Here is a 22,272-nt window from a genome sequence, read left to right on the forward strand (position 1 = left end):
TTTCTAAAGCTATCTGCCATAAGCCAATAGCCATACGCTTTTTTAACGTTTTGAGAATTGGAATCTCTTTCTTGCTTTTTTCTGACCTGGTTTCTTTCTTTCCACCATTCTTGCATCTCTTGTAAGTAAACCAGCTGGTTTCAATGCTAATCTGAATTCAGCATTGATTTCGCATAGCGCTCTGGAAATACCTAATCTGATAGCTTCTGCCTGACCTGTATTTCCACCACCGAAAACATTTACGGTAACATCATACTGACCAACAGTTTCAGAAAGGATGAACGGTTGGTTTAATTTGTAAACCATCACGTCTGTAGAGAAATAAGTTGCAGCTTCTTTACCGTTTACTGTAATGTTACCAGTTCCTGGCTTTACATAAACTCTAGCTACAGAAGTTTTTCTTCTTCCGATTTTGTGAACTATAGACATAATTTAATTATTTAAATTCGTTAACATTAATTGTTTTCGGCTGTTGAGCTTCATGCTTATGCTCAGTTCCTTCATATAAATAAAGGTTTTTAAGCAATGCAGATCCTAATCTGTTTTTTGGAAGCATACCTTTTACAGATTTTTCCAATACTTTTAAAGAATCTTTTTTCTGAAGTTCAAGAGCTGTCATAGACTTCTGTCCACCAGGATAACCTGTATGCCAGATGTAAGTCTTATCGTTCCACTTGTTTCCGGAAAGAGTAACTTTCCCAGCATTCAAAACAATAACATTATCACCACAATCTACGTGAGGTGTAAAGTTTGCTTTGTGCTTACCTCTCAAAATCTTTGCAACCGTAGAAGCTAGTCTTCCTAATGGTTGTCCTTCAGCGTCTACTACAACCCATTCTTTATTTGCAGTAGCTTTGTTCGCTGAAACAGTTTTGTAACTTAATGTATTCACACGTTTTAGTTAAAGATTAAACATAATTTGCCCCTAAAAGGGTGTGCAAAGGTAAACATATTTTTTTAATCTGGAAATATATTTCAAATTAAAGTCTTGAAAATAATGATTTTAAGGAACTTACCAATTCTGAAACAACTGAAAAAGCAGCAGTTTATAAAAATTACATTCTGATAAAATGAAATATGAAGAAGATTTATGCTAAATAATTACCTATAAAAATTAATTACGTAATGATTTACTTCCCCTGAAACTTGCAAACAAATAATAAGCTACGAAAACTGTGGAAAATTTTATAATAGAAGGAATTGCCAATTCTAAATTAAAAATTAAAGCCCCCACAACAACCAGAAGTGCCATTGTACCAAAAGATAATCCCATTTTTTGAAAAAGAGAAAATTTTACGTCATCTAAAAAATACGCCAATCCCCATGCAAGTCCGAAAGCAATGGAATAATATAATTCCAAACCAAGATCTTTTGTTTCCGTAAACAAATAATTGATTAGAAAAATAATTCCCGTTCCCAACACAAAATAAATCAGCGCTCTTTTCATATCTTAATTATAATGATGCAAAAATAAAGAATTTAATTTTAGACTTTAAAAATCTGATACTCAGAAAATAAAAAAGATTGATCTTCAATTTTAAAGAAATTTCAACCAATGATTTTAGTTGTAATCATCAGAACGAATGTTCGTTAAGTTGGTGAAAACTCAATTCTTTAATAACGTCTAATTACCTGATTTAAAATAAATTAAATATAAAAATCAGGTTGTTATTTTATTATTATATTTGGAAATTCAAGAAATTTTCGAGAACTTATATGGAAAACCCAAAATATACTCCAACAAATAAAGTAAGAATCGTAACCGCTGCATCCTTATTCGACGGTCACGATGCTGCTATTAATATTATGCGCCGTGTCATCCAGGGAACAGGATGCGAAGTCATTCACCTTGGTCACGACAAATCTGCTGAAGAAGTGGTGAATACAGCCATTCAGGAAGATGCGAACGCCATTGCTTTAACATCATATCAAGGCGGTCACAATGAATACTTTAAATACATTTACGATCTTTTAAGAGAAAAAAACTCCCCGCAAATCAAGATTTTTGGTGGCGGTGGTGGTGTAATTCTACCGGAGGAAATTGAAGATATCATGTCTTACGGAATCGACAGAATTTATTCTCCGGACGACGGTCGTGAACTTGGTTTACAGGGAATGATTGATGATTTGGTGAAAAGATCCGATTTCGCAACCGGAAAAGAAGTTGAAGCAAGAGATTTAGATTCAATCTCTTTTGAAAATTCTACAAGCATTGCAAAAATTATTTCTGCAGTTGAAAATTTCTCCGAAGAAAAGCCTGATTTAGTAAAAGCAATCGACGAAAAATCAAAAGATTTAAACATTCCGATCATCGGGATTACAGGAACTGGTGGAGCCGGAAAATCTTCTTTAACGGACGAATTGGTAAGACGTTTTTTACGTTCCAATACTGATAAAAAAATTGCTATCATTTCAATTGACCCTTCTAAAAAGAAAACCGGAGGTGCACTTTTGGGAGACAGAATCCGTATGAACGCAATCAATGATCCAAGAGTTTATATGCGTTCGATGGCAACGAGAGAAAACAACGTTTCGGTTTCTCCGTTCATTCATTCAGCTTTAAATGTATTGAAATTAGCTCAGCCTGACGTTATCATCTTGGAAACTTCGGGTATCGGACAATCAGGTTCGGAAGTTTCGGATTTTGCAGATGTTTCAATGTATGTGATGACTCCTGAATACGGCGCTTCAACGCAGTTGGAAAAAATCGACATGTTGGATTATGCAGACTTAGTAGCTTTAAATAAATCTGATAAAAGAGGCGCTTTAGATGCACTTCAAGCCGTAAGAAAACAGTTTCAGAGAAATCATTTGTTGTGGGAACAGCCATTGGACGAAATGCCGGTTTATGCCACAAAAGCTTCGCAGTTCAACGATCACGGAACGACCGATTTATACAACAGATTGGTTGAAAAAGTGAATGCTAAATTTGAAAATTTAAACTTAAAAGGATTTGTTGAACAGGAAGTTTCGGAAGACATCACGATTATTCCTCCAAAAAGAGTCCGTTATTTATCTGAAATCGTTGAAAACAACAGAATCTACGATGCTAATGTTGAAAAACAGGCAGAATTAGCAAGAAAAATGTATCATATTGAAGGAGTGAAAAACTTCCTTTCCAACGAAACTTTAGACGCTGAATATCAGAAAGCAGAAAAAGAACTTCAACAGGAAAATATCGACTTTCTGAAAACCTGGGATGATACGAAAAAAGCTTTCCACGAAGAATTTTACTCTTATTTTGTAAGAGGAAAAGAAATTAAAGTTGAAACCTCAACAGAATCTTTATCTCATTTAAGAATTCCAAAAATCGCGTTACCAAAATACAATGATTGGGGTGATTTAATTAAATGGAAAGGTCAGGAAAATCTTCCGGGAGGATTTCCTTTTACGGCAGGAATTTATCCCTTCAAAAGAACAGGTGAAGATCCAACGAGAATGTTCGCCGGAGAAGGAGGTCCTGAAAGAACTAACAGAAGATTCCATTATGTTTCTGCGGAAATGCCCGCAAAACGTTTATCAACAGCCTTTGACTCAGTAACTCTTTATGGGCAAGATCCAGCTTTACCACCAGATATTTACGGTAAAATCGGAAATGCGGGAGTTTCTATTGCGACTTTGGATGATGCTAAAAAACTGTATTCCGGTTTTGATTTGGTGAATGCAATGACTTCCGTTTCAATGACGATTAACGGACCAGCTCCGATGTTATTGGCTTTCTTTATGAATGCTGCTATCGACCAAAATGTTGAAAAATATATTGCTGAGAATAAGCTTGAGGCTAAGGTTGAGGAAGTATTAAAAGCAAAATTCGACAATAAAGGTTTGGCAAGACCGAAATATAATGGCGAATTGCCACCTTCTAATAATGGTTTAGGTTTAAAATTATTAGGAATCACGGGAGATGAAGTTATTCCTGCCGAAGCTTATGCTGAAATTAAAGCTAAAACCATCGCAACAGTTCGTGGAACGGTTCAGGCAGATATTTTAAAAGAAGACCAGGCTCAGAATACCTGTATTTTCTCGACTGAATTTGCCTTGAGGTTGATGGGTGACGTTCAGGAATATTTCATTAAAGAAAAAGTAAGAAACTTCTACTCTGTTTCTATTTCAGGATATCATATTGCAGAAGCTGGGGCAAATCCGGTTTCTCAATTGGCATTTACGTTAGCAAATGGTTTCACGTATGTGGAATATTATTTTTCAAGAGGAATGGACATCAACGATTTTGCACCCAACTTATCTTTCTTCTTTTCCAATGGTATCGATCCTGAATATTCAGTAATCGGACGTGTGGCAAGAAGAATCTGGGCAAAAGCAATGAAACTGAAATATGGCGCTGACGAAAGAAGCCAGATGCTGAAATATCACATCCAGACTTCAGGACGTTCGCTTCACGCTCAGGAAATTGATTTCAACGACATCAGAACGACTTTACAAGCGCTTTACGCAATTTATGATAACTGTAATTCATTGCACACGAATGCTTATGACGAAGCAATTACAACTCCAACTGAGCAATCTGTAAGAAGAGCGATGGCGATCCAGTTGATCATTAATAAAGAATTAGGATTGGCGAAAAACGAAAATCCACTACAAGGTTCATTTATTATTGAAGAATTGACAGATTTGGTGGAAGAAGCCGTTTACGCAGAATTCGACAGAATTACGGAAAGAGGTGGCGTTTTGGGTGCGATGGAAACGATGTACCAACGTTCGAAAATTCAGGAAGAATCGATGCATTATGAATGGTTAAAACATACTGGAGAATATCCAATCATCGGAGTAAATACTTTCCTTGGAAAAGACGGTTCGCCAACGGTTCGTCCGGGAGAAGTTATCCGTTCAACTGAGGAAGAAAAACAGTTCCAAATCGAAATGCTTCATAATTTCCAGAATTCTAATGAAGATAAGTCTGAAGAAGCTCTGAAGACTTTACAACACGCCGCTATCAACCAGCAAAATTTATTTGCAGTGATGATGGATGCTGTGAAATATTGTTCGCTTGGTCAGATTACCAATGCTTTGTTTGAAGTGGGTGGTAAGTACAGGAGAAATATGTAATAAAAAACAAACCTTCAAGGTTTTGAAAACCTTGAAGGTTTAATTTGATATAACAAAACACACAAATGATCAAAAATGAACAACAAACCACTTCTCGAAACTGGCAAATACTACCACATCTACAATAGGGGAAATAATGGTCAAAATATTTTCTTTGACACAAAAAATTACAACTTTTTCCTAAATCGGTATGACCAATACATGTCTCCGTTTTGCAACACCATCGCTTGGGTCTTATTAAGAAATCATTTTCATATTTTGGTTTATATCAAACCTTTTGAAGAGATTGATATTGAAAAATTAGAATATACTGCCACTGAAGTTCCGAAAAAGATAGACGTCCATTTACAGTTTGGTCATTTCTTTAATTCTTATGCAAAAGCGATTAACAAACATTATAACCGAACAGGAAGTTTGTTTGAGAAAAATTTCGAAAGAAAAGAAGTTCATTCTTTAGATTATTTTAAAAAACTTATTCATTATATTCACTACAATCCTGTGAAACATAATTTCTCGGAAGAAATATGGGATTATCCATGGAGTTCTTATGGAAGTATCATTTCTCATCAATCAACAAAATTAAATCGGAAATTTGTACTTGAATTATTTAAAAACCAAGAAGAATTCAAACTATATCACTCAGAACATAAAGATTATGATGATATTAGTGAATTTACAATAGAATTCTAACGAATATTTTAAACCTTCAAGGTTTTTGAAACCTTGAAGGTTTGTATAAAAATAAATTTGTATATGTAAATCAAACCTCAGGATTTTCTTTGAGGTTTTTTCGTAACTTGGATTTAAATAAAGCTTTAGTGATGAAAATTATTCAGATAGAAAATCCTTGTGAAGAAAAATGGGACAATATGCAAAATATTCCGGATGGGAAATTTTGTGATTTATGTTCTAAAACTGTTTTGGATTTAACTCAGAAATCAGATGAAGAAATCCTTAAAATCTTAGATGAATCGAATGGAAAAATCTGTGGAAGAACTTTCAAATATCAATCTAGTAGAAACTCCATAGTTTCTGAAAAAAAAATTATTAGTCACGAAAAAAGAAAAGGATATTCCAAACTTGTTGCAGGATTTGTAATTGCAGCAAGCTTAACCGGAATTCAGACTCACGCTGTGACTTTTGAAAAACCTTTAATTCAAATTTCAGAAAATAAGAATTATGAAGAAAGTGATTTAGAAAAAGAAAAAACAGATGATCCTGGCTTTATCATTTCCGGCAAGCTGATTAATTCTGACACAGGAAAACCTTTACCAAATATTGAAGTCACTTTTATCACAAAAGAAAAAATTTTCAAAACAAAAACCAATCAAGATGGAATATACAAACTGAGTGTTTCTGATTTTCACATCCGTAAAAATAATAATGTGTTACACTTTGATTTTGGTGGTTATAATGATAAAGATTTCATCCTCCTCACAAAGGAGGAATTGAAAAATAAGGAATTTTCTTTTGAAAGCTCTGAAATTGATGAGATGGTAGTAATCACCGGAGGTATTTCATCAAGAAAGTTAGAACCTACTTTACTATTAGACGGAGAAGAAATTACTGAAGAAGAATTTCAAGATTTAAATAGAAAAGATTTTAAAATATTTACGTTTTATGGAAAAACAGCAAAAGCTCTGTGTGATGGTTCTTCAAAAGATGGATTATTTTTAATCTTTTCTAAATAACTTTTAAAAAAATGGTTTAAAAAATCTTCCTAAATTTAAGTACTTTAGTTATCTCCCAGCAAAACAATATTAAGCGAAGCATCTGAAACATTTGCCGCTGTTCCGTCAGAATACATGTAAAGCCTTAATACATCATTTCTATTAAAATAAGCAATTCTGTTGTAAAGCATTGTCCATCTGCCTCCTGTATTGGTTTGCCACAATCCTTCAGGTATGTCTGCGTTGGCTGTATTTACTGCCTGAAACACATTCCTACCTGTGCTTCCATCTACCAATCTAATGCTGGATTTTATAAGATAAGTTCCTGAAACCGGTACTGTGTAAGTATTATCTGTTGTTGACCAAACTCCACCACCCGTATTTTTATTAATTGTGGGTAAAGGAACTGTATAGAAAGTTGTGGCAGGAATTGGTGCGTTAGAAGCACCACCATTTCCATTTCCAAGAGAAGCTATAAAAACTACCGAACCTGCTTTTGCAACCACAGATTTCCAGACACTTCCATCAAAATAATAATATCCTGGTGCGCTTACTTTTGCAGTAGATGTTACTGTGGATCCTGAAACGTTTGTTACATAAACCATTGCACCTTCGTGAGTAGAATTATAACCTGTTTTTGCATTAAGCTGAGCCAGCGTTATTCTTGGTGCACGAAGACCATCAACAGCTGAAACTGTTGCAGGTACCCCATTGATGTCAAGAGTTGTCAAAGGAGCCGAAGTATTAATTCCCACATTTTGGGCATTGATAAATCCTGTTAAAAGAACAAGAACCATTAAAAATATATTTTTCATCACTTTAAAATTAGTCGCCGCAAATATATAACATTACCGAATAGTCAACAATAATAATACATTACAAATATCTTAATTATGAAATCAATCACATATTGAAATAATTTCAGCAAAAATAATTAATTATTGTATTAAATATTATAATCTACATTTCTTAACCCGATAACATTAAATACTACCTTCGAAAATAAAAAATCGGTGCAAAATAAATTTTGCGCCGATTTCATTTATAAGTTAATCAATAAAGATTATTTCTTATTAAAATCTCCTGCAAAGATAGACGTCATCTTGTCTTTGCTGATGTATTTTCTAAGAGCATCATTTACCTGGTTGATCTTTAAAGCAGACGCTTTCGCTTCCAAAGTATCATAATCTTCCAAAGCAACGCCGTACTGTAATTTATTATTAACTAAAGACATTAAAGTATTTTCATTTCCCAAGCCAGTTTTTCTTGAAGTCAGCCAGGAATTCAGGTTAGATTTTAATTCATCTTCCGTGAAACCATCTTTTACCGCTTTGTTTATTTCTTCTTTTAAAGCTTTATTCACCGCATCTTTTTTAGTTGGATTGAAATAGGCGTACCAACCCCAAGAAGCAACCGTATTTGAGACAGGAATACTCATATAAGAACCTGCTCCATAACTGATTCCTTCTTTTTCACGAAGTCTCGTAGGAATTCTGGATGTTAAAAAACCTCCGCTTCCCAACATTTCATTAGCAATCAACAAAGCAGGGTAATCCGGACTTTTAGTATCCATTGTGAAACTGATTTTTCCTACCGCTGCTCCGTTTTCTTTATCCGGAGTTATATATTCTTTGTCCTGTTTTTTAGTTGCAAAAAGCTCAGGTTTTATTTGCTCATAAGTTGATTTTGAATTCCATTTAGCAAAAGTATTTTCCATTAAAGACGATGCTGTTTTAGAGTCTAAATCTCCAACCATGGTTCCTACTCCATTATTTCCGCCTAGAATTTTATTATAGAAATCTACCAATTCCTGTCTTTTGATTGATTTGTTTGCTTCAATCTGCTCTTTGAAAGACATCGTGTAAAAAATACTTTCTTTAGGATAATTTTCAGTAATCTTTTCAATTTCTGTGAACGCTAAAGATTCCGGATCGTTAAGTGAACTTTCAAGATAAGTATTGTATTCGTTTACCGTTTTTACGAGTTCAGCTTCAGGGAAATTGGCTTCCGTAAGAATTTCTTTCATTAATCCCATTACTTTCGGCAAATGTTCTTTGTAAGTACTTACACCAATATACAATGCCTGTCCGCCAAAAGAAAAATTGATGCTCGATTTCCATTGATCAAGCATATCCTGAATCTGCTCTTTTGTATGAGATTTTGTACCCGTTTTCATCACCTGAGCCATTAAAGATCCCACCACAGCTTTTCCGCTCAGATCTTTTGCATTACTCACAGGAAAACGAAAGCTTCCCATCACTTTACCTCCTTTTATTTCTTTTTTAATAACGCCGTATTTCATTCCGTTGCTCAGTTTTCCTTCAGAAAGATTCGCTTTCAGATTTTTAATACTTGCTTCAAAAGGTGCTACTTCTTTTTCCAAAGCTTTTCCTTTGTAATCTTTGGTTATAGAAGCAATTTGGTTATCAGAATATTCAATATTTTTTACTCTAACCTCATCTTTTGTCGGAATAAAAACACCTACTGTTCTATTATTTGTTTTAAAATATTTTTCGGCAACTTTTTGCACATCCGCTAGAGTCAGCTTCTCGATATTATCCCGGTAAATCATTCCCAGTTTATAGCTTCCCGCTCCTACAATTTCTGTAAGTCCGATTGCATAATTAATGGTATTGTTTTTTGTGTTTTCAATCTGCTTCAAAATTTTAGCTTTAGCTCTTGAAACATCCTGTTCTGTATATTTTATGGTCGAAACTTTATCTAGTTCTGTTCTGAAATCACTTTCAACAGCTTTTAAATCTTTATCAGCAGGAACTTCAAGCCCAAAATACATAAATGCCGCATCTCTCACCGTCGGCTGATAAGAATAAACCGAAGCCGCTTTGTGAGAATCAATCATCGCTTTATACAGATATCCTGAAGGATCTGAAGTAAGAATTTCCGAAAGCGCATCCAAAGCTGCATAATCTTTATCTGCATAAGGCGCAGTATGATAAAGCGCACCTACAATTTTACTGTCGCCGGAACGTTTCAATTCTACAAAACGCTCACCATCTTGAGCTGGTTCTACAGTATAAGTCTGATCTAAAACTCTCGAAGGTCTCGGAATAACTGAAAAATATTGTGAAATATAATTCAAAGCCTGTTTTTCATCAAATTTTCCGGCTACAACAAGCGTTGCATTATCGGGCTGATAAAATTTTTCATAGAAAGTTCTTAATGTTGGAGCTTTCACTCTTTCCACATCTTCTTTGCTTCCTATTGTGCTGTTTCCGTAATTGTGCCACAAATACGCTGTTGAAACAATACGTTCCATCAATACACTTCCCGGTCTGTTTTCACCGATTTCAAACTCATTTCGTACCACAGAAAATTCTTTATCAAGATCAGTCTGCAAAATAGTTGCATTAATCATTCTGTCGGCTTCCATTTCGAGTGCCCATTTCAGATTTTCGTCACTTGAAGGGAAAATTTCGTAATAATTTGTGCGGTCGTACCAAGTTGTTCCGTTTGCATCACCACCTTTATCCGACAATTGTTTCTTGATATCACCTAGTTTTTTAGTACTTTTAAAAAGCATGTGTTCCAGCAAATGTGCCATTCCTTTTTCACCGTAACCTTCATGTTTAGAACCTACGTTATAAATGATATTAACAACCATATTACTTTGCGAACTATCGGGAATTAATAGAACCTTCATCCCGTTGTTCAGGTTGTATTCTTTTACACCTTCTGTGTTGCTGATAAATTTGGGAGCATCAGTTTTCTGTGCTGAAACAGGATTGGCAACTCCAATAAAGAAAAGGACAGCTGTACCTAATAAAAAGTTTTTCATCGTAATTTGATTTAATTCGTATAAATTTAAAAAGTTTATCGAAAACTTCATCACTTAAATAATACAAGTTGAATAAAATATTTATTACATCCCACTTTTTATGAAACCAAAAGCCATCTTCAACTGGAGCAGCGGAAAAGATTCTGCACTTTCACTATATAAAACTTTAAAAGAAGACCAATTTGAAATCACTTCTTTGCTAACAAGCATTAATCAGGAATTTCAGAGAATTTCTATGCACGGAGTTCATGTATCTTTATTGGAAAAGCAGGCACAAAGTTTAGGCTTAAATTTAATTAAAATGGAACTTCCCAAAGAACCATCAATGGAAGAATACCGTGAAATGATCAGTAAAACAATGACCGAAATTAAATCTCAAGGCGTTACTCATTCTATTTTCGGGGATATTTTTCTGGAAGATTTAAGAAAATACAGAGAAAATCAACTAGAAACCATCGGAATAAAAGCCGTTTTTCCACTTTGGAAACAAAACACAACAGACCTCATCCACGAATTTTTAGATTTAGGCTTTAAAACTATTGTAACCTGCGTGAACGAAACTTATCTTGATAAAAGTTTCGCAGGAAGAATGATTGATAAGGATTTCATTAAAGATTTACCGAAAAATATTGATCCTTGTGGAGAAAACGGAGAATTCCATACTTTTACCTTTGACGGACCCTTTTTTAAAAATCCAATTGATTTTAAAGTTGGAGAAATTGTGAAAAAGACTTATCCCAAACCAAAAACTGATGATAATGATGAAGACGGGGAATATGTTTTTTGGTTTTGTGATTTGATTTCAAAATAGTTTTTCGTAATTGGTTTAAATTAATATATTCTAAAGTTTGATCAAAAAGTCTTTTTTCTTACATTAGAGAAACCAAAAGCACATTATGAAATTTTTGCTAACTATAACTTCTATTTTTCTATTTTTATTTTCCTGCCAAAAAGTTGAAATACCAAAACCAGTTGATAAAAAAGCGATTGTAGATTCTGCCGTAATTGTATTTCAAAAAAAACTGTACAAAACTCAGATCGATTCAGTTTTTAATCAATATCATTTTAACGGGAGCGTTGCTGTTTTTAAAGACAATATTGAAATTTATCGAAGAAATAACGGCTATTCTGATTTTGAGAACAAGACTGAAATCAATAATTCAACTGTTTTTTCTATAGCCTCAATCAGCAAACAGTTTACTGCCGTTTTAATTTTACTTCAAGTGGAGCAAGGAAAATTAAATCTAAATGATAGGGCTTCCAAATATTTTAAAGAATTTCAAAAAAAAGAGTATGAAAACATTACCATTCAACAGTTTCTAAATCACAGTTCAGGTCTAAATAATTTCGGAGAAAAACTGATGTTTGAAAGTGGAAGTGGATTTAATTATTCAAATGATGGTTTTAATGCTCTAGGAAAAATTGTTGAGGCTATTTCAGGAAAATCTTTTGATGAAAATATGCTTGAATTATTCAAAAAAGCAGGAATGAAAAATTCATTGACAGGAACTTCATTTCAAGGCGAAAATTTTGCCAAAACATACGTTGGAAATTCTAAAAGCCAAAAAGCAGTTGAAAATATGCCGAAAAGATTAGGGAACAAGGAAATAGGAATTCCAGCCGGTGGAGTTTTGTCTACTATTAACGATTTACACATCTGGAATAATGCTTTATACAACGGAAAAATCATTAAACCTGAAACCTTAAAAAAATTCATGGCAAAAAGCACTGAAAGGCAGCATCCCGTTCTCGGAACGATGGGTTATGGATTGGGAATCATGATGAATAACAACAAACCCGTTTCTTATTTTCACAGCGGCTATGTGAAAGGTGCGCCTTCGCTTAATATTTATTATCCAAAAACTAAAACTTCGGTCATTATTTTATCAAATATTGCCGATGAAGAGAAAGGCAAATCTGCGTCTTTCCGACCTCATCTGACAATTAAAAAAATTTCAGATTTTTTGGAAAATATTGACTAAGATTACAAAATGAAAAAAATGTATTTCATTGCTATTTACCCGGATCAGAAAATCATTGATGAAGTAAGAGCTTTTAAGGAAGATTTAGCATTAAATTTTGAGAATTCAAAGGCATTGAATAATGATGCACACATTACACTATTTCCGCCTTTTGAACGAGAACTTGAACTGGAAGAAGACATCCACAATGCATTTCAGAAAATCAATACCAATATTTCTCCTTTTGAAATTACTTTAAATGGTTTTGGAAGTTTTCCTAATCCGAAAAATCCGGTACTTTTTATTCATCCCGAAGAAAATGAAAATCTGAAGCAACTTTATTTTAATGTAACAGAAAAATTTAGTTTTGGAAAATATTCCTTTAACCCTCACATGACGGTGGGTTTCAGAAATCTTACTTACAGAAACTTCCTAAAAGCATGGGAAATTTATAAAGATAAAAGCTACAAAACTAAATTTACCGTTGATAAGATTTTACTTTTAAGACACGACGGAAAATGGATTCCGATTAATGAAAAAAAACTGTTTGAAGAATAAATCAAATCTAAAATAAAGAAAGCTGTATCTTTGCCAAGATGGTTTCAGCAGAGAAAATAATTTTAGGAATTGACCCCGGAACATCCGTGATGGGATTTGGTTTACTATCTATAAAAAAAGGAAAAATGGAAATGATTTCCATTCACGAATTGATTTTAAAAAAATATCCGAACCATGAAACCAAACTTAAATATATTTTCGACAAAACTTTAGCTTTAATTGACGAATTTCATCCTGACGAAGTGGCTCTCGAAGCTCCTTTTTTCGGAAAAAACGTACAATCCATGTTGAAATTGGGAAGAGCTCAAGGTGTAGCCATGGCGGCAAGCCTGTACCGGAATATTCCCATTTCAGAATATTCTCCAAAATCAGTAAAAATGGCAATCACCGGAAACGGAAATGCCAGTAAAGAGCAAGTTGCGGGAATGCTCCAAAATCTTTTAAATCTCAAAGAATTTCCCACAAAATATCTTGATGCTTCCGACGGATTGGCGGTTGCAGTTTGTCATTATTTTAATTCAGGTACAATTTCAAATGCAAAATCTTTTTCCGGATGGGAAAGTTTTTTGAAACAGAATCCTGACCGTTTAAAATAAAATTTAGTTACCTGTCGTGCATTTACAAATTTGTTTTACTTCAGTAAGTGAAATACCTTTGTTTATCTTTAAAAAGCTTTTTTGATTAAAATTCTTTGTTTTCCTTTGTGATAAAATAAGCGCAAGGTTAAGCGAAAGAAACTCCAAAACTATACTGAAATAAGTAAAAAAAGGGCACTTCGTTTATCAAAGAAATACAAGTGATTGATTTTTACTTTATTTAACATTTCCCCCTTAAATGCACAACAGGTTTTAGTTATTTTTCTTTATATTCAGAAGGCGCAACTGAAAAATCTGTAGTTGGTTTTCCGTTTTTATCATAATACACATAGTTTAATGTAACTTCATTTTCTCTGAAGTTTTTCATATCGGGAGAAGTTTTTATACTTTTCAAAGCTTCTTCCTTCGCTGCAGATTTATAATTATTAATCTCTTCTGGTTTCAGCTCTTCTTTCACATCATCAGTTAAAGTATAATTGTATTGCAAGGTTTTATTAGCCTTTGCTGAAACACTATCTAATCTCACTCCTTCACCCAAAACCTGCGGCATCATTTTATTCATTGTTACCGCAGCTTCTTTTAATTCATCATCTACCGTTTTTTCTTTAGAGCAAGAAAAAAGAAATAAAATGGCAGAAGCGAAAGAAAGTTTTAATACATTTTTCATAATATTATTTTATTTGATTGATTCTAAAGATAAGCAATTTTAATTAAAGAAATTAAGCCACAAATAACTCCTAGTTTAAGCTAATTTAAAATTACTTGGTAAAACATATTACTATTTGTAACATTGGTATGTTTTTTAATACTAATTTTGTATAAATTTTCAATAATGAAAAACGCACAAGCAACTATAAATCACACCAATCATAGTATAAACTGGTTTCAGAAATTCCTCTTAGTCTGTTCGGGAGGAAATATTCATATTTTAAGAAAAACCCCAAGCGAATGGAATAAATTTGCAGGAATAGGCGGAATTGTACTTTTCACAGCTATTTTTGCAACATTATCTGCGGCATATGCGATGTATACGATTTTCGATGACATTTGGGCTTCAATAGGTTTTGGAATTCTCTGGGGTTTAATGATTTTCAATTTAGACCGATACATAGTTTCTTCAATTAAAAAAACAGGAACGTGGTGGAATCAGATTTTGATGTCGATTCCGAGATTAATTTTGGCAACTTTTTTAGGAATTATTATTTCTAAACCTTTAGAGCTTAAAATTTTTGAAAAAGAAGTCAACAAACAACTGAATACAATTATTCAACGAAACAAAACAGAACTGCAAAAGAAGATGAGCGGCAGAATTCTTCAGCAAAGCGGGCCATTTGATACCGAAAAAAAACAAATTTCTGATAAAATTGCTCAATACCAAAAGTCATATGATTCAGCAGCTGTAGAACTGGAAAAGGAAATTTTAGGAAAACAGTCGGGATTAACAAGCGGTAAAGTTGGATTTGGTACGAATGCCAAAAGAAAACAGGAATTAAAAGAGCAGAGAAGACAAGATCTTCAAAATTACCAAAAACAAATGGCTCCAAGACTGGAATATTTAGACAAAGAAATCTCAAAAGTTTACACCAATCTTGAAACAGAAAGAAAATCGACGGAAACATTTGAAGATAAATTCAACGGATTTGCAGCAAGATTACAGGCTTTGGATGAATTAGGGAAAAACTCAGCCATTATTGCAACTGCAGCAGCTTTCATTATGGGACTTTTTATCTGTCTGGAAATTTCACCGGTATTGGTTAAACTAATTTCTTCGGTCGGACCTTATGATTATCTTTTAGAAAAAACTGAAAATGATTTCAGGCTTTATTCTAAAGAAAAAACTGAAAAAGGAAATGCTCTTACAGATTTCAGAATTGATGATTTTAAAGATAAGCTTAAATAAAACAAAACGGCGGTCAAAAATTGACCGCCGTTTTCAATGTCTTAAAATATATTCTTACAAAGAATAATTCGGAGCTTCCTGAGTTATAATTACATCATGCGGATGAGATTCTTTCAAACCGCTTCCTGTAATCATCACCATTTTGGCATCATTTTGTAAAACTTCAATATTTTTAGCTCCACAATATCCCATTCCTGCTCTCAAACCTCCTGTCAACTGGAAAATCACATCTTCCAACTTTCCTTTACTTGGAACTCTTCCTTCAATTCCTTCCGGAACGAATTTTTTAGCCTCACTTTGAAAATATCTTTCTTTTCCACCCCTTTTCATGGCTGAAAGACTTCCCATTCCCTGATATGTTTTGAATTTTCTTCCCTGGAAAATAATTTCTTCACCCGGAGCTTCATCAGTACCGGCTAAAAGTGAACCCAACATTACTGCTCCTGCTCCACTTGCGATAGCTTTTACGATGTCTCCGGAAAGTTTAATTCCACCATCAGCAATGACTGCAACATTTTTAGTCTTTGCAAATTCGTAAACATTGTAAATCGCAGATAACTGAGGAACCCCAACTCCCGCTACAACCCTCGTTGTACAGATAGAACCGGGACCGACACCTACTTTAAGAACATTTGCTCCTGCTTTTATTAAATCTTCTGCAGCTTCTGCCGTTACGATATTTCCACCAACGATATCCAAATCAGGATATGCTCTTCTGATTTCAGAAATTTTATCTAAAACACCTTTTGAATGACCGTGAGCAGAATCAATACCGATAATATCAACTCCGGCTTCCACCAAAGCAGCAATTCTGTCTAAAGTATCTTCACCTACTCCAACTCCTGCTCCAACAATTAAACGACCTTTTTCGTCTTTATTGGCATTTGGATATTCTAATTGATTGTCGATATCCTTAATGGTAATTAAACCGACCAATTTATTTTCGGCGTCAACAATAGGAAGTTTTTCAACTCTGCTCTTCAGAAGAATTTCTTTTGCTTTTTCTAAGTTGGTATTTTTATCAGACGTGATAAGGTTATCTTTCGTCATGAATTCCTCCACTTTTACGTCAAGGTTTTCCTGGTATTTTACATCTCTGTTGGTGATAATTCCGATTAAAACATTTTCTGCATCTACAACCGGTAAACCTGAGATTTTATATTTAGCCATTAAACCTTTCGCTTCACCTAAAGTATGATCTTTGGAAAGTGTTACAGGATCAGAGATCATTCCGTTTTCAGAACGCTTTACTCGGTTTACCTGAGCTGCCTGTTCGGCAATCGTCATATTTTTGTGAATAAAACCTAAACCACCAACTCTCGCCAAAGCAATCGCTAGATCAGCTTCTGTAACGGTGTCCATTGCAGCGGAAACAATCGGTACATTAAGCGTAATTTTGTCGGTAAGTCTTGATTTTAATGAAACCTGATTAGGTAAAACTTCAGAATAAGCAGGGACTAGAAGCACGTCATCGAAAGTGATGGCTGTCTCTACAATTTTGTTATGAATAGACATCTTTACTTTCTTGCAAAATTAAGACTTTTAAACGGAATATGAAAATCGGTTGCAATAGTTTAAACAAAACTTAATCATTCACTCTATAAATCGCAAAAAAGCCACTCACAGAGTGACTTTTAAATGTTAAATATATTAAATATGAAGTTATTTATCTGCTGCAATATTGATCATCCTGGAAATATCATCTGCCGTAAAACTGCCTCGAACATCTAAAAATACCAAATCTTTTTTAGAATTTACAGTGATGAGCATATTTTTAATTACGTCTCCTTTTTGCTTTACTCTGATGTTGACATTATCACCATCATGCCTTATCGTTGCCCAATCTTCATAATTTTCATTCTTAAGATATTTGGCGTAATCTTTCAGCATTTTCTCACTTCCGTTAGCGACAGTCATCATTTTAATTTTTGAAACTTTCTTTACCATTGCAATGGCTGCTTCACTTTCACCGTCTTCTCTTAAAGCTTTTTTAATAAAAGGTTTTGCTAAAAACAAAGGAACGTTAAAACTCGCAAATTGTGCATTTTCATAATCATAATCTGAATTTGAAAAAAAAGCAATATTTGGCTTACTGGAAACAATACACGATTGCAATAAAAATAAAGTACAACAAACTAGAAATACATTTTTGATAATTTTCATGGCTTTAGGTTTTTAGTTGATTTGTTTTAAACTTCCCGCAGAGGATTTGCTGATGCTGGATTCAATTTTAGGATTTCCTTTATATCTTACAGAACCTGCAGAAGAGGCTTTTACAGTTAACTTATCTTTTGCGTTCACAGAAGTGCTGCTTCCTGAAGTAGATTCTACAACTCCAATGTTTGCTTTCAGTTCTTCTGTTTTGCAAGAAGAACCACTACTTGCTTCTATTGACACATAATCAGCATTTCCTTCTACCGTAATACTTGAACCACTTGAACTTTTTATTAAAACTTTATCTGAAATAATAGACGCTTTCACATTCGAACCTGAGCTAGCCTCAACATTTGATGTTCCTGAGATTTGAAACTTCCCTGTCACTGCGGAACCTGAAGATGCATCCAGTGTCATTTCTTTTCCATTAATCCCATTCACTGTAGTAAAATTCGAACCTGAAGAGGCTTTAATTCTGTCCAATTTTGGAGAAGAAACATTTACACTTAGATTTTTAAACCTTAAATTTTTCGCTCCTTTGTTATCAATAGAAATTTTTAAAATTCCGTTTTCTACTTTTGTGATAATGTTGTGAAGTTTATCCGCATCTGCAAAAACTTTTACGCTTGTATTATTTTCCTGTGTAAAAACTACTTTTACACCTGAACTGACTTCAACTCCTGAGAATTGCCCCACATTTCTGTTTTCACCATTCAAATAAGAAGAGGTATTATCTGAAGTGAAGCTGTTGGTAATGGTAGTCCTGGTCGTATTTGTTTTAGCTTCGCTGGAATTAATAATTTTATTTACGTCATCCATTGATAATTTTCCATCGAGCATCACAAGAATATTTTCTCCGCCACCGCTGTCTATACTTAAAAGCATATTTTCGAGCGTTCCATCATTTTTAGCTTCCGATGAAAGAAACTTAATTTTACTTCCTGCATTTTTCACCGACATAATTTCATTGTAATTCAGCTTACTTAAATACGATGAAATTTCCTTATTAACATTTGCTAATTCCCCTCTTGTATTTTCTGTAATCAAAACTTTAAGACCATCGATTTTTGAAAGCAAAGGTTTAATTTGGTCTAATTCTGAGTCTGCAATATTAAGATTACTGAGCATTCCAAACATCGGTTTTGCAATTTTTATGGAGGTCACTCCTTCAACTTCCTGATATTTATCAAAAAGTTGGTCCAGTTTATTTTTCTGTCCGTAAACATTAAAGAAATGTGAAAGAACAAGTGTGCATATAATGAGTATCTTTTTCATGAGTTAAATTTAATTTTAGTTGATTACAAGCCTGATCAGTTGCATAATCTTATTGTTAATAATCTGTTTATTGTTCTACATTATCCATTACTCTGGTGTTCAGCGCCTGATTAACATTTGTTGCCATTACCTGAAATGAATATTTTGTAACGTTTATAGCTTCCTCCATATTTTCGATTCTTTTACCGTTCACGATAACGTATGAATCTTTATACCCTGTGGAATCTTTTAAGCTATTATTTTTAAAAACTGAGTTTTGTACATATCTCGGTTTTGTTTCTTTTTTAATTCTGCTTTTTTTAGAAAGAATTTCATCTAAAACATCTTTCTCGGCAATAGAATTTTCTATAAAAATAGAATCCTTTTTTACTCCCGAAACTGAATCTACAGTATGAACGGCAACCTGCACTTCGTGATTATGATTTTCATTGATGAATGCAGATTTTTGTTTCTGAATTTCGTTTTCAACTAATTTTGCTTTATTTCGTACTTCTCCATTTTGATTATAATTAAATATAAAACCAAGACTTAAAAGTATCACAACACTTGCCGCCATCCAAAACCACTTCGGTAACGAAGGTTTTTTATCTTGAATAGGAATTTCAGAAACTTCATTTTCGTTTCCTTCAGCTTTTTTAAGGAAATCTTCAAAATCCCAGCTCATTTTTTCTTCCTTTAAACTTTGGAAGACTTCGTTATATTTATCTTGAAATTTGTCGTTGCTCATAGCTCATCAATTGTGAGATTTGTTCTTTTACTTTTTGTCTTGCGCGCATCAGATTTACTCTTACTGCGTTTTCTTCCATTTCCAGCATTTCAGAAATTTCAGACACATCATACTCTTCTACATCTTTCAAATGGATGACCATTTTTTGTTTTTCCGGAAGCAGATTGATAAAACCAATGATCTGTTCCTTCAAATTATTCACATCCATACTGTAGAGTTCCGAACGATGAAGTTGTAAATCTGCGAAACCTAATTTCACATCATGATGCTTCAACCGGTTTAAACATTCATTTCTTACAGATTTCAACGCATAGGATTTAAAATTCCCAAACTGGTCCAACTCATCTTTTTTCTGCCAGAATTTAATCATCAAATCCTGAACAATATCTTCGGCTTCATCGCTGCTCATCACAAATCTTTTCGCAAAACGGAACATCTCATCTCTGAGAATAAATACCGTATTCTTAAAAATTTCGTGGGTCATAAGTTTTGTTTCTATTAATAAGACAATCTGAAATCGAAATATATTACACTAAAATTAAAAAAACTTCAAAAAAGTTTGAAGTTTCATTGTTATTATACAAAAAAAATTAATTTTATGTATGTCCATTTTAATCATAATACTAAAACAGACAGTCTTTTTTGTCTTTCCGAAGGAATCTAAATCATTCTATTTCAGTGTATTGAAATTCTTTCAGAATGACAAAAATGGAGCTAAAAATTAAATAATTACAAATTACGGACATACATTTAATTTTAAACCATTAAGATCTATTACGTTTTTTAGAATTATTAAGTTGAGCTTAGCTTTAAGAAACCAGCTTAATGAATATCTTCAGATATTTACTTAAAATCTTAACAAATTAAATCATCTTAAAGATTCAATTTTTCTCAGTAATATTTTTAATAGTTTTCAAAAATATGTTTAAAAATTGCCTTGTCATCATCTGTTAAAGGTAATTTTCTTCTCGCCATTACTTTTTCAGCAACTTCGTAGGCTTTGTCTAATTTAAAACGTTCATCATCTTTAAATCCGCCCCAGGAAAAGTTTTCAATCAGATTCGGAGGGAAACCTTCTCTAAAAATATTAGAAGCCACACCAATTACTGTTCCTGTATTTAGTTGAGTATTGATCGCTGTTTTAGAATGATCTCCCATAATTACACCGGCAAATTGTAAACCTGTGTCCTTGAAATCTTTTGTTCTGTAATTCCACAATTTCACATTTCCGTAATTGTTTTTTAGGTTGGAAGAATTGGTATCTGCTCCGAGATTACACCATTCGCCAATTACAGAATTTCCTACAAAACCGTCGTGACCTTTATTTGAATATCCAAAAATAACGATGTTGCTCACTTCACCACCCACTTTGGAATGTGGGCCAACCGTAGTTGCACCGTAGATTTTTGCTCCTAAATTAAATTTTGAACTTTCACAAAGCGCAATCGGACCACGAAGATTGCAACCTTCCATTACTTCAGCATTTTTGCCTATATAAATTTTTCCGGTTTTGGTATTGATGGTAGAAAATTCAACTTCTGCACCTTCTTCAATGAATAAATCTTCCTTATTTCCTAAAAAACCGTTGGTGGAAGATAATTTTTGCGAAGATTTTCCTTTTGTTAATAGTTTAAAATCAAAATCAATCGCCTCTTTATTGTATGTAAATAAATCTGTCGGTTTTTTATAGAAAACAAGTTCTTCTTTAATATCAGTCATTTTTTCAATCTGATTTAAAGAAAAACCGTCCATATTAATTTTTGCAGCGACTAATTCGTCTTCATAAACCAAAGCTTCACCTTGCTTTAAATCTTTAATTTGCTGAATAACTGTTTCCGTTGGCAAAAAATTAGAAACCAAAAACAGACTTTCCTTTTTTTCCGGCTCTCTGAATTTTTGCTGAAGATACATTTCTGTAAACCAGGAAATTTCAGTTGAATCTAAAAGTTTCTGCCATCTTTCGGAGAAAGTAAGAATTCCGCAACGCATTTCTGCAATCGGTCGGGTAAAAGTAAGCGGAAGAAAATCTTCCCAATATTGTGCATCGGAGAATACGAGTTGCATTTCTGTAAAAATTTTTTAGGTTGGGAGCTGAATGATGGAAGATGGAGGTTTACAATCACTCTTTATTTCCAAAATCTGCTTATTGACAAAAATACAAATCCTTTGAGGATTTTTTGGTATTCAAATTTTAAATCTGATTAAAGTGCAAAAAAAAGTCTTCCGGAAAACCGAAAGACTTTAAATATTGTAAAATCAAAAAATTACTTAGCGAATTTTTTGTATTTGTTCATGAATTTATCTACTCTACCTGCAGTATCAACTAATTTAGTTTTTCCTGTGTAGAAAGGGTGAGAAGTAGAAGAGATCTCCATTTTGATCAATGGGTACTCAGTTCCTTCATACTCGATTGTGTCTTTTGTATCTGCAGTAGACTTACATAAAAATACCTCGTCGTTACTCATATCTTTGAAAACAACAAGTCTATAATTTTCTGGGTGAATTCCGTTTTTCATAATAAATTTTTAAAAAATTAAAGTTTGCTTTCGAAATAGTAATGGTATTTCTTCT

General features: G+C 33.5%; 21 protein-coding genes. 8 read left to right on the top strand and 13 right to left on the bottom strand.

The window, feature by feature from the left end:
- Window positions 1-42 precede the first annotated feature (42 nt).
- The 3 genes from rpsI to ACOOWA_RS17340 all read right to left on the bottom strand — a co-directional run bounded on the left by rpsI (window position 43) and on the right by ACOOWA_RS17340 (window position 1,447).
- Window positions 43-429 carry a 30S ribosomal protein S9 gene (gene rpsI, locus ACOOWA_RS17330; protein WP_079465666.1) on the bottom strand — a complete coding sequence of 129 codons (387 nt, stop codon included), beginning with the start codon at window positions 427-429 and terminating at the stop codon, window positions 43-45.
- 7 nt (window positions 430-436) lie between these two features.
- The gene (rplM, locus tag ACOOWA_RS17335; protein WP_066674809.1) at window positions 437-892 is read right to left on the bottom strand and encodes a 50S ribosomal protein L13; all 456 of its coding nucleotides are present in this window, start codon (window positions 890-892) and stop codon (window positions 437-439) included.
- Between the two features lie 222 nt (window positions 893-1,114).
- Window positions 1,115-1,447, bottom strand: a complete 333-nt coding sequence (locus ACOOWA_RS17340; protein ID WP_421377098.1) for a hypothetical protein — start codon at window positions 1,445-1,447, stop codon at window positions 1,115-1,117.
- Window positions 1,448-1,716: 269 nt separating this feature from the next.
- On the opposite strand from ACOOWA_RS17340, the gene ACOOWA_RS17345 reads away from it, so the two are divergent.
- The 3 genes from ACOOWA_RS17345 (at window position 1,717) to ACOOWA_RS17355 (ending at window position 6,755) form a co-directional block, all read left to right on the top strand.
- Window positions 1,717-5,064 (top strand): methylmalonyl-CoA mutase family protein, encoded by a 3,348-nt coding sequence (locus tag ACOOWA_RS17345; protein ID WP_421377099.1) that lies wholly within the window; start codon window positions 1,717-1,719, stop codon window positions 5,062-5,064.
- Window positions 5,065-5,139: 75 nt separating this feature from the next.
- The gene (locus ACOOWA_RS17350; protein ID WP_421377100.1) at window positions 5,140-5,754 is read left to right on the top strand and encodes a transposase; all 615 of its coding nucleotides are present in this window, start codon (window positions 5,140-5,142) and stop codon (window positions 5,752-5,754) included.
- Between the two features lie 131 nt (window positions 5,755-5,885).
- Entirely contained in the window at window positions 5,886-6,755 is an 870-nt protein-coding gene (locus ACOOWA_RS17355) for a carboxypeptidase-like regulatory domain-containing protein (RefSeq protein WP_421377102.1), read from the top strand.
- Window positions 6,756-6,799: 44 nt separating this feature from the next.
- Here the strand turns inward: ACOOWA_RS17355 and ACOOWA_RS17360 are convergent, their stop codons facing one another.
- Window positions 6,800-7,549 carry a hypothetical protein gene (locus ACOOWA_RS17360; RefSeq protein WP_421377103.1) on the bottom strand — a complete coding sequence of 250 codons (750 nt, stop codon included), beginning with the start codon at window positions 7,547-7,549 and terminating at the stop codon, window positions 6,800-6,802.
- A gap of 248 nt (window positions 7,550-7,797) precedes the next feature.
- The gene (locus tag ACOOWA_RS17365; protein WP_421377104.1) at window positions 7,798-10,530 is read right to left on the bottom strand and encodes a M16 family metallopeptidase; all 2,733 of its coding nucleotides are present in this window, start codon (window positions 10,528-10,530) and stop codon (window positions 7,798-7,800) included.
- A gap of 100 nt (window positions 10,531-10,630) precedes the next feature.
- Between ACOOWA_RS17365 and ACOOWA_RS17370 the strand changes: the two genes are divergently transcribed.
- The 4 genes from ACOOWA_RS17370 (at window position 10,631) to ruvC (ending at window position 13,645) form a co-directional block, all read left to right on the top strand.
- Window positions 10,631-11,341, top strand: a complete 711-nt coding sequence (locus ACOOWA_RS17370) for a diphthine--ammonia ligase (RefSeq protein ID WP_421377106.1) — start codon at window positions 10,631-10,633, stop codon at window positions 11,339-11,341.
- An 85-nt stretch (window positions 11,342-11,426) separates the two neighbouring features.
- The gene (locus ACOOWA_RS17375; protein ID WP_421377108.1) at window positions 11,427-12,512 is read left to right on the top strand and encodes a serine hydrolase domain-containing protein; all 1,086 of its coding nucleotides are present in this window, start codon (window positions 11,427-11,429) and stop codon (window positions 12,510-12,512) included.
- 18 nt (window positions 12,513-12,530) lie between these two features.
- Window positions 12,531-13,049: a 2'-5' RNA ligase family protein gene (locus ACOOWA_RS17380; protein ID WP_421377109.1), complete on the top strand. Its 519-nt coding sequence runs from the start codon at window positions 12,531-12,533 to the stop codon at window positions 13,047-13,049.
- Between the two features lie 38 nt (window positions 13,050-13,087).
- The gene (ruvC, locus tag ACOOWA_RS17385; protein ID WP_421377110.1) at window positions 13,088-13,645 is read left to right on the top strand and encodes a crossover junction endodeoxyribonuclease RuvC; all 558 of its coding nucleotides are present in this window, start codon (window positions 13,088-13,090) and stop codon (window positions 13,643-13,645) included.
- A 256-nt stretch (window positions 13,646-13,901) separates the two neighbouring features.
- On the opposite strand, the gene ACOOWA_RS17390 is transcribed toward ruvC, so the two are convergent.
- Window positions 13,902-14,312: a hypothetical protein gene (locus ACOOWA_RS17390; RefSeq protein ID WP_421377112.1), complete on the bottom strand. Its 411-nt coding sequence runs from the start codon at window positions 14,310-14,312 to the stop codon at window positions 13,902-13,904.
- Between the two features lie 165 nt (window positions 14,313-14,477).
- Between ACOOWA_RS17390 and ACOOWA_RS17395 the strand changes: the two genes are divergently transcribed.
- Window positions 14,478-15,545, top strand: a complete 1,068-nt coding sequence (locus ACOOWA_RS17395) for a DUF4407 domain-containing protein (protein ID WP_421377113.1) — start codon at window positions 14,478-14,480, stop codon at window positions 15,543-15,545.
- A gap of 54 nt (window positions 15,546-15,599) precedes the next feature.
- Here the strand turns inward: ACOOWA_RS17395 and guaB are convergent, their stop codons facing one another.
- The 7 genes from guaB to ACOOWA_RS17430 form a co-directional block, all read right to left on the bottom strand.
- Window positions 15,600-17,060: an IMP dehydrogenase gene (gene guaB / locus ACOOWA_RS17400; RefSeq protein WP_421377114.1), complete on the bottom strand. Its 1,461-nt coding sequence runs from the start codon at window positions 17,058-17,060 to the stop codon at window positions 15,600-15,602.
- 147 nt (window positions 17,061-17,207) lie between these two features.
- Window positions 17,208-17,708, bottom strand: a complete 501-nt coding sequence (locus ACOOWA_RS17405; protein ID WP_421377115.1) for a DUF4252 domain-containing protein — start codon at window positions 17,706-17,708, stop codon at window positions 17,208-17,210.
- 12 nt (window positions 17,709-17,720) lie between these two features.
- Complete coding sequence (locus ACOOWA_RS17410; protein WP_421377116.1) at window positions 17,721-18,974, bottom strand: DUF4252 domain-containing protein; 1,254 nt, start codon at window positions 18,972-18,974, stop codon at window positions 17,721-17,723.
- Window positions 18,975-19,041: 67 nt separating this feature from the next.
- On the bottom strand, window positions 19,042-19,701 hold the full coding sequence (locus tag ACOOWA_RS17415; protein ID WP_421377118.1) for a hypothetical protein: 660 nt from the start codon (window positions 19,699-19,701) through the stop codon (window positions 19,042-19,044).
- Complete coding sequence (locus tag ACOOWA_RS17420) at window positions 19,676-20,185, bottom strand: RNA polymerase sigma factor (RefSeq protein WP_421377120.1); 510 nt, start codon at window positions 20,183-20,185, stop codon at window positions 19,676-19,678. Before ACOOWA_RS17420 ends, ACOOWA_RS17415 begins: the two co-directional genes overlap by 26 nt.
- Before the next feature lie 419 nt (window positions 20,186-20,604).
- Window positions 20,605-21,765, bottom strand: coding sequence for a GlmU family protein (locus tag ACOOWA_RS17425; RefSeq protein WP_421377122.1), 1,161 nt, complete (start codon window positions 21,763-21,765; stop codon window positions 20,605-20,607).
- Window positions 21,766-21,965: 200 nt separating this feature from the next.
- A complete protein-coding gene (locus tag ACOOWA_RS17430) occupies window positions 21,966-22,217 on the bottom strand; it encodes a type B 50S ribosomal protein L31 (RefSeq protein ID WP_056075185.1) in 252 nt (83 codons plus the stop codon).
- Between the last annotated feature and the right edge of the window lie 55 nt (window positions 22,218-22,272).

It is taken from the genome of Chryseobacterium sp. GP-SGM7, assembly GCF_049166575.1.
Classification (GTDB): Bacteria; Bacteroidota; Bacteroidia; order Flavobacteriales; family Weeksellaceae; genus Chryseobacterium.